10 protein-coding genes are annotated in these 8,317 nt (G+C 67.4%); 6 read left to right on the top strand and 4 right to left on the bottom strand.

Features of this window, described 5'->3' with window-relative positions; all coding sequences use genetic code 11:
• Nucleotides 1–238: DUF4245 family protein (locus WB508_RS11805; RefSeq protein WP_423845078.1), on the top strand; the 238-nt coding region annotated here is incomplete at its 5' end.
• Here WB508_RS11805 and WB508_RS11800 read toward each other — a convergent pair.
• A complete protein-coding gene (locus WB508_RS11800; protein WP_423845077.1) occupies nt 208–432 on the bottom strand; it encodes an exodeoxyribonuclease VII small subunit in 225 nt (74 codons plus the stop codon). The two genes, WB508_RS11805 and WB508_RS11800, sit on opposite strands and share 31 nt — an antisense overlap.
• Nucleotides 425–1,648 (bottom strand): exodeoxyribonuclease VII large subunit, encoded by a 1,224-nt coding sequence (gene xseA, locus WB508_RS11795; RefSeq protein ID WP_423845076.1) that lies wholly within the window; start codon nt 1,646–1,648, stop codon nt 425–427. The genes WB508_RS11800 and xseA overlap by 8 nt, the downstream gene beginning before the upstream one ends.
• Before the next feature lie 40 nt (nt 1,649–1,688).
• Here xseA and WB508_RS11790 point away from each other — a divergent pair, with 40 nt between their 5' ends.
• Both WB508_RS11790 and WB508_RS11785 read left to right on the top strand, forming a co-directional pair.
• Nucleotides 1,689–2,678 carry a 4-hydroxy-3-methylbut-2-enyl diphosphate reductase gene (locus WB508_RS11790; protein ID WP_423845075.1) on the top strand — a complete coding sequence of 330 codons (990 nt, stop codon included), beginning with the start codon at nt 1,689–1,691 and terminating at the stop codon, nt 2,676–2,678.
• A gap of 1 nt (nt 2,679) precedes the next feature.
• Complete coding sequence (locus WB508_RS11785) at nt 2,680–4,566, top strand: Na+/H+ antiporter (RefSeq protein WP_423845074.1); 1,887 nt, start codon at nt 2,680–2,682, stop codon at nt 4,564–4,566.
• 36 nt (nt 4,567–4,602) lie between these two features.
• Here WB508_RS11785 and WB508_RS11780 read toward each other — a convergent pair whose 3' ends face one another.
• Together WB508_RS11780 and WB508_RS11775 are read right to left on the bottom strand one after the other, a co-directional pair.
• Nucleotides 4,603–5,019 carry a DUF6542 domain-containing protein gene (locus WB508_RS11780; protein ID WP_423845073.1) on the bottom strand — a complete coding sequence of 139 codons (417 nt, stop codon included), beginning with the start codon at nt 5,017–5,019 and terminating at the stop codon, nt 4,603–4,605.
• A gap of 89 nt (nt 5,020–5,108) precedes the next feature.
• Complete coding sequence (locus tag WB508_RS11775; RefSeq protein ID WP_423845072.1) at nt 5,109–5,435, bottom strand: antibiotic biosynthesis monooxygenase family protein; 327 nt, start codon at nt 5,433–5,435, stop codon at nt 5,109–5,111.
• Nucleotides 5,436–5,460: 25 nt separating this feature from the next.
• Here WB508_RS11775 and WB508_RS11770 point away from each other — a divergent pair, with 25 nt between their 5' ends.
• The 3 genes from WB508_RS11770 to WB508_RS11760 all read left to right on the top strand — a co-directional run bounded on the left by WB508_RS11770 (nt 5,461) and on the right by WB508_RS11760 (nt 8,209).
• The gene (locus tag WB508_RS11770) at nt 5,461–5,985 is read left to right on the top strand and encodes a GNAT family N-acetyltransferase (protein ID WP_423845071.1); all 525 of its coding nucleotides are present in this window, start codon (nt 5,461–5,463) and stop codon (nt 5,983–5,985) included.
• A 19-nt stretch (nt 5,986–6,004) separates the two neighbouring features.
• Nucleotides 6,005–7,093, top strand: coding sequence for a redox-regulated ATPase YchF (ychF, locus tag WB508_RS11765; RefSeq protein WP_423845070.1), 1,089 nt, complete (start codon nt 6,005–6,007; stop codon nt 7,091–7,093).
• A gap of 447 nt (nt 7,094–7,540) precedes the next feature.
• Nucleotides 7,541–8,209, top strand: a complete 669-nt coding sequence (locus tag WB508_RS11760) for a hypothetical protein (RefSeq protein WP_423845069.1) — start codon at nt 7,541–7,543, stop codon at nt 8,207–8,209.
• Nucleotides 8,210–8,317 lie beyond the last annotated feature (108 nt).

Below are 8,317 nucleotides of genomic sequence, written 5' to 3'. Positions count from 1 at the left end.
GTACGTGGGGCTCGAGCAGACCCCCTTGTCGATCGAACGCGCCCTCGACCGCTGGGCCGAAGGCAGCCAGGAGGCCGGGTCGGCGCAAGTCGCGGGAGAGGTGTGGTCGGTCTGGGCCGGCCCCGGGGACGAGATCGCCTACGTGATGCGCGAGGGCGAACGGACCACGCTGGTCAACGGCACCGTGACGCAGGACGTCCTGGAGGACTACATCGCGTCGCTGTCACCGGCTGGCTGAGTCTCGCCACTGGCGGCGGCCAGCCTGGCGCGCGCGCCGTCGAGCCAACGCTGGCAGAGCGCGGCCAGCTCCTCGCCGCGTTCCCACAGGGCCAGTGATTCCTCCAGGGTGCTCCCGCCGGTCTCCAGCTTCTGCACGACGGCGATGAGTTCATCACGCGCCTGCTCGTAGGGCAGGTCAGGTGCGTCAGTCATGGGGTGTCTCCTCGATCGAGAGGGTGCGGACGGCGATGATGCCGTCGACGATGCGAACAGTCAGCTCGCCGTCAGGGTTCAGCTGGGCGGTGCGGGTGACGACGGTTCCGTCGGGCAGCTGCGCGACGGCGTAGCCTCGCTCCAACGTGGCGAGCGGCGACAACCCGCGGACCCGAGCGAGGTGATGACCGATCTCGTCGCCGGCCCGATCGAGCCGGTTCACGATCGAGCGGCGGGCGCGGTCCCGTTGATCGCTGAGCAACCGCGCGGCGGTGTCGACCATCGACGTAGGGGTCGCCAGCACAGGGCGGGAGCGGGCGGCGGCCAGTCCTCGTTGCTCGCGGTCGATCAGGGCCAGCACAGCCAGTCGGCCCCGTTCTCGCATGTCCGCCAGCGCCGTCAGCTCCTCGATGACAGCAGGCACGAGGTGCTTGGCGGCATCGGTGGGCGTGGACGCGCGGAGGTCGGCGACGAGGTCAAGGATCGGGATGTCCGGCTCATGACCGATCGCGCTGACCACGGGCGTGCGCGCCGCAAACACGGCGCGAATCAGGCCTTCGTCGGAGAACGGCAGCAGGTCCTGCATCGATCCGCCGCCGCGCGCGATGACGATGACGTCAACGGTGGGATCGGCGTCAAGCTCGGCCAGCGCGGCCATGATGCCGCGCGCGGAACCCTCTCCCTGCATCAGCGCATGCTGGACGACGAAACGGACGTCGGGCCAGCGGCGGCGAGCGTTCTCCAGCACGTCGCGTTCAGCGGCCGAGCCGCGTCCCGTGATCAGCCCGATTCCGTGCGGCAACAACGGCAACGGCTGCTTGTGGTGCGGCGCGAAGAGGCCCTCGGCGGCCAGAAGCTGTCGGCGGCGCTCGAGCTGGGCGAGCAGCTCACCCTCGCCCTGCAACCGGATCTCGCGCAGCTCCAGACTCAGTGCTCCGCGGGGCGCGTAGAAGGTCGGCCGGGCCTGCACGACCACCCGAGCGCCTTCGGTGATGGGGGCCGGCGAGGCATCCAGGATGCTCAGGTGGCAGGTGGCGTCGATGAAGATGGTGGCCCGCAGGTCACGCAGAGTCAGGAAGCAGATTCCCGGGCGGCGGGTCAGCTGGGCGACCTCGGCCTCGACCCAGACGGCGCCGAGTCGATCGATCCAGCTGCCGAGCAGGGTGGAGATCTGCCGCAGCGGGGCGGGGGAGTCCGCCGACGTCTGCAGAGCCATGCCGACAGCCTAATGGCGTACCGCCCGTTACGATGGGGCCATGTCTTCTGAGGTCGCACTTGGCATGCCCGCCGTGGGCGGCAGTGTCCTGCTCGCCGACCCCCGTGGCTACTGCGCCGGGGTCGATCGCGCGGTCATCACTGTCGAGAAGGCGTTGGACCTGTATGGCGCTCCCGTCTACGTGCGCAAGCAGATCGTGCACAACAAGCACGTGGTGAACAATCTCGCTGCTCGGGGCGCCATCTTCGTCGAAGAGCTGGACGAGGTGCCAATGGGCGCCACCGTCGTGTTCTCGGCCCACGGCGTCTCCCCGATGGTGCACACCGAGGCCGCCGAGCGTGACCTCAAGACCATCGACGCCACCTGCCCGTTGGTCACCAAGGTGCACCACGAGGCTCGGCGCTTCGCCAGCGAGGGCAAGCACATCTTGTTGATCGGCCACGCTGGTCACGAGGAGGTCGAGGGAACTGCGGGTGAGGCGCCCGAGAGCATCACCTTGGTCGAGCACCCGGACGACGTCGACGGTCTGGACTTCCCGGCCGATGCGAAGCTCTCGTGGTTGTCGCAGACCACGCTCAGCGTCGACGAGACCATGGAGACGGTACGCCGGCTGCGCGAGAAGTTCCCGCAACTGCAGGATCCACCCAGCGACGACATCTGCTACGCCACCCAGAACCGCCAAGTCGCGGTCAAGGAGATCGCGCAGGGCGCGGACCTCGTGATCGTGGTTGGCTCGGCCAACTCCTCGAACTCGGTGCGGCTGGTCGAGGTCGCCCTGGAGGCTGGCGCCAAGGCGTCGTATCGCATCGACGACATCTCCGAGATCGACGACGCATGGCTCGACGGTGTCGAGAAGATCGGCGTCACCTCGGGCGCTTCGGTGCCCGACAATCTGGTGCAGGACGTGCTCGCCTACCTCAGCGACCACGGCCACCCCGACGCCGATGCTGTGCGCACCGCCGACGAGAGCCTCATCTTCGCGCTGCCGCCCGAGCTGCGCCGGGACATGAAGCGCGCCGGCACCACCTGACGTGGACATCGCGCTTACCATCCTCATCCTCGCGGTGATCGCGGTCGCCTTCAGCGCCGTGGCTGGCCGCTTCGGCTTGTCAGCGCCCCTGGTCCTGATCGTCGTGGGCATCGCGGTCTCCTATCTGCCCTACCTGCCTGAAATCGAGCTGACCCCCGAGCTGGTGCTGGTCGGATTCTTGCCGCCGTTGCTGTACTCCGCGGCCATCCGCACGTCCTTGATCGACTTCAGCAGCAACAAGAGACCCATCGCGCTTCTGAGCATCGGGCTGGTGATCTTCACGACGGCGGGCATCGGTCTCCTGGTGTGGGCCATGCTCGGCGTGCCGCTGGCCGTCGGCCTCGCCCTGGGTGCGGTTGTTGCGCCGCCCGACGCTGTGGCCGCCACGGCGATCGCGCGACGTATCGGCCTCCCGCGGCGGGTCGTCACGATCCTGGAAGGCGAGAGCCTGGTCAACGACGCCACCGCCATCGTCACGCTGCGCACCGCTATCGCGGCCATCGCTGGCACGGTCTCGATCTGGGAGGTGGGGGCGTCCTTCGCGATGTCGGCCGTTGGCGGCGTGGCGGTTGGGTTGTTGGTCGCCGTCGTGATCGGCCAGGTGCGCAAGCACATCGAGGACGACATCACGGACGTCGCGGTCTCCCTGCTGACTCCGTGGTTGGCCTACCTGCCAGCCGAGGAGATCCGCATCCCGGGAGTGGAGGGGCACCCGTCTGGCGTGCTCGCCGTGGTCGTTGCTGGATTGATCCTTGGCCACAAGTCCCCGCTCATCCAGTCGGGGACCTCGCGGCTGTTCGAGCGCACCAACTGGTCCACCATCTCCTTCGTGCTCGAGAACGCCGTCTTCTTGCTGATCGGCATGCAGATCCGCTCGATCCTGATCGACGTGAGGGACAGCGAGCTGTCCGTGCCGCTCATCGCCGCCACCTGTGCGGCCACGCTGGTCGGCGTCATCGTCCTGCGGTTCATCTGGATCTTCCCGGCCACCTACCTGCCCCGGCTGATCCCCTCGGTGCAAAGGGTCGATCCGGCGCCGTCGTGGCGCGTCGTGGTCATCATCGGGTGGGCCGGGATGCGCGGTGTCGTGACGCTGGCGGCAGTGTTCCTGCTGCCTCGCGACACCCCGCAGCGAGAGGTACTGGTGCTGATCGCCTTCGTGGTCACGGTCGGCACCCTCTTGCTCCAGGGCCTGACGTTGCCGTGGCTGGTGCGCACCTTGAAGGTGCCTGGTCCTGACCGGCACGAGGACCATCTGCAGGAGGCGGGGGTCTACCAGTCCGTCACCGACGCGGGGATCAGATACCTGGACGAGCACGAGGACCGTGCCGTCTCCGACAGCGTTCGGCAACGACTGCGCGATCGAGCGCTCGACCGCACCAACAGCTTGTGGGAGCGGCTGGGCAGGAGTGAGACGCCGACGGCGCAGTACACGCGCACCCGTGCCGAGATGCTCAAGGCTGAGCGACGGGAACTGCTGCGCATCCGAGACGCCGGGGGTGTCGATCACACGGTGCTGACCCGCATCATGAACGCCCTCGACCTCGAGGAGTCGATCCTCGATCGCGCTGCCGAGGACGAGACGACCTCCGAACGGGAGACCGATCTGCGTCCGACCCTGTTGGCGCAGGGCGGCTGCGAGCACCTGCGAGACGGGCGGCCGGTGCCCGATCCGATCACGCCGGACGGCTGCGAGGAGTGTCTTCGCGACGGCACCGAGTGGGTGCACCTGCGGATCTGCATGTCCTGCGGGCACGTCGGGTGCTGCGACTCCTCGCCGGGCCAACACGCCGCGGCGCACTTCGACGAGACCGCACACCCCGTGATGCGCTCGTTCGAGCCGGGCGAGGCCTGGCGTTGGTGCTTCGTCGATCAGCTCACCGGTTGAGGTGCTGCTCGGCCAGCGGATCGACGAACGTGGACATCAGGCGTCGGCGAGGATGCGCCACACGATGACCGCGATGGCCAATGCGTGTCCGATCGCCAGGGTCAGTCCGTGGTCGATCACGGAGGCGAGATAGCGGGTGAACAACCCGGCATCGGCAGCCAGTCCGTCGACCGAGATGGCCTCGGGTCGGACGATGCACACCACCAGCAGGGTGCCGAGCAGCAGCAGCGGGGGCAGGACACCGGCCGGGAACAGTTCTCGGACATCGATGGCCAACGGCAGGGTCACCACGATGAGCACGAAGCCGAGCGAGAACGGGAAACCGAGCTCGCCGTTGACCAGATCCAAAATGGTGACGACGGCCATGGCGACGCATCCAACGGCGATCGTCCCGCGGACCGTGAGGTCGTGGGAGGCCAGCTGATGTCCGGGCCGTAGCGCCGCGCGCTCCATGCTCACGACGTTAGCCGCTCGGTGACCCCACCCACTGCAATGACAGGCATGATCCCATCGTGTCGCCCGGGTGCGACACTTTCGACCCTTCAGCCGGGCGAGCCACCCGCGATCTCGTAGTTCCAGACTTCACTGTGAGTCGACACCGGTTTCGGGGCATCTCCGCCGGCGCGCTCGACAGCGGAACGATGACCCTCGGCGAACGACGGCGAATCAACCCAGGCCTGGAAAGCCTCCTCGCTGGCCCAGCGAGTGATGACGAGCCACTGGTCGCGGTCGTCGGTGGGCTTGAGCAGCTCGAAGCCCTCGAACCCCTCGGCACCGTCTACGGCACCGGCGCGGGCAGCAAATCGGTGAGCGAGCTCGTCACCCGAGCCAGCGGGAACGGTGATGGCATTGATCTTGATGACGGTCATGACCTGAGTCTGTCAGGGTTCTCCCATGGACTCGATTCGCACCGAGCGACTCCTGCTGCGCCCGTTCACCCCCGATGACGCGGACGACCTGTACGCGATCTTCAGCCTTTCGGAGGTCGCGAGGTGGAGCGGTAACGGCGAGCCGATGGCGCATCGTGATGAAGCGGTGGCCCGAATCGAGAGCTTTCCGCTGCGGGCCGGGCCGCACCCTGCCAGCGGGGTGTTCGCGATGGTGCTCGCGGGCGAGGAGCGCGTGGTCGGCATGGCGTTGCTGGTGCCGATCCCGTTGAGCTCGGGAGGCGAACCGCAGGACTTCGAGATCGGCTGGCACCTGAACCCTGACGTGTGGGGTCGCGGGCTCGCGACGGACGCTGGCTCCGCCCTCGTCGCTCGGGCATGGGAGGCCGAGGTGCCGCGGCTGCTGGCCGTGACTGACCCGGCCAACGTTCGCTCCCAGGCGGTCTGCGCCCGGCTCGGCATGACGGACCTGGGCCTGCGCGACGACTGGTACGGCCGTCACCTGCGGGCGTTTAGCCTCACCCGTCCCTGAACACGTAGGATCGTCGCTCGTGGCTCTCAGCATCGGCATCGTCGGACTCCCCAATGCGGGCAAGTCGACCCTCTTCAACGCCCTGACCAAGAACGACGTCCTCGCGGCGAACTATCCGTTCGCGACGATCGAACCCAACATCGGGGTCGTTGGCGTCCCTGACGCGCGGCTCGCCCAGCTGGCCAAAATCTTCTCCTCGGAGAAGCAGCTGCCCGCGACGGTGCAGTTCGTCGACATCGCTGGCATCGTCCGCGGCGCGTCCGAGGGCGAGGGCATGGGCAACAAGTTCCTGTCTCACATCCGCGAGTCCGACGCCATCTGTCAGGTCACCCGAGTGTTCCGCGACGAGGACGTGACCCACGTCGATGGCGACGTGAACCCGGCCAACGACATCGAGACCATCTCGATCGAGCTGGCCCTCGCCGATCTGCAGACGATCGACAACGCGCTGCCCCGGCTGGACAAGGACTCACGCAAGGACAAGTCGCTGGTCCCGCTGTTCGAGGAGGCCAAGAAGGCCAAGGAGTCATTGGAGGCAGGCGTTGGCGTGCTGAAGGCCGATCTGGACCTGGACCTGCTGCGCGAGCTGCACCTGATGACGTCCAAGCGGTTCATCTACGTGTTCAATTGCGACGCCGACGAGCTGGGCGACGAGTCGCTCAAGCAGCAGATGCGCGACCTGGTCGCGCCGTCGGAAGCGATCTTCCTCGACGCGAAGGGCGAGGCCGAGCTGGTCGAGCTGGGCGACGACGAGGAGGCCGAGCAGATGCGTGCGGAGATGCTCGCCGACATGGGTGTCACCGAGCCCGGTCTCGACGCGCTGGCGCGGGTCGGCTTCGACACCCTCGGCCTGCAGACCTACCTGACTGCCGGCCCCAAGGAGTCGCGGGCCTGGACGATCCCCAAGGGTGCCACCGCCCCCCAGGCCGCTGGCGTGATCCACACCGATTTCGAGCGCGGCTTCATCAAGGCCGAGATCGTCTCCTTCGACGACCTGGTCGAGATCGGTTCCATGAACGCCGCGAAGTCCGCCGGCAAGGTGCGCATGGAGGGCAAGGACTACGTCATGGCCGATGGCGACGTGGTGGAGTTCCGTCACAACACGTGAGTGACGGGTACCCCCGTCCCCCTCCGCGCCGACGATTGCAAGCGCTGAGTAAGTACGAACGGCGGGTCTGTCTGATGGGATAGCAGGCCATTCGCAAGGTGTGACACACCATCCGCTCAGAACATTCTCGCCACCTCCACTGACACAGGGTGAGAGGCAGTCTGAGGTCTTGCGCGAGGGATGTGCTCCGTCTAATCGCGGCATTATGACGCACGGCAGGGCAAGGGCTGGGGCGAGCGAGTTCCGTCCAAGAACGGTGCCTACAGCGGAGGGTTTGTTGTCGTCGCCAGCGTGGCCACTTGACATCGGTGACGCTCAAGGCCACCACGATCAGGAAACCGATTTGCACCTCTCGGAGAGCCTCGATCGCGGCCCAGCGCCGGGGTCCCGGCAAGACGTGACCGCAAGCCCATGCGCCGGGACGCCCTCGACCGCGACAGTCGGGGCATGAAACGAAACCGAACCCTCGTCATCTCAGCACTCCTTGCCAGCCTGGGCCCCCTCGTGGGCAACGGGCTATATGCCGGCCCGGGCACCGACGGCGAGTCGATCCTCGCCGATGCCCGGGAAGGGCTCCCCGCGATCGCCTACTTCGCATACACCCTGGAACTGCTCGGCTTCGCCGCGCTCGCAGTCCTCTTGGCCTGGCTCGTGGCATTTCTGTTCGGGCGGGCGCCGGTGGCCGCGGTCACTACTGGGATCGCCGGTTGCGCCATGCTCGCTGTCAAGGTCGGTTCGGCGGCACCGATGATGGTCGTGAACGACATGCCTGACAAGCTCGATCCAGTCACGGCCGAAGCACTGATCTCGATGAACGACCAGTCGTTCGTCGTCTCGGGCTTCCTGATGTCGCTCGCGTTCCTGGCAGCGGGAATCGGGCTACTCGCCACGGAGTTTCCCCGGTGGCTTTCTTGGTGGGCGACTGTCGTGGGCGGCCTCGGAGCCGTGGCGGGTGTGGCCGGGGTCCTGCGGCCCGAGGCCTACGTGCCCGTCCCGTTCTTGCTTCTCCTGGTCTGGATGATCGTGGTCGCTCTCGTTGCCGTCACGCGACCCGACAGCGCTCTGAACGTGATCCCGACAAAACGGACTCAGCACCAGGTCGGTGCCCCAGAATGAGCGAATGACTACGACGCGTGGAGCCACGGTCGCCGCATGGTGGCCGTGGCTCGCGCTGCCCGCCCTTGCGACGGGCCTCGTCTCCGCGGGCCTGGCCCTCGGCCTCAC

The sequence above is a fragment of the Aeromicrobium sp. genome (assembly GCF_049586495.1).
GTDB lineage: Bacteria > Actinomycetota > Actinomycetes > Propionibacteriales > Nocardioidaceae > Aeromicrobium.
This window is presented reverse-complemented; position numbering and strand designations above follow the sequence as displayed.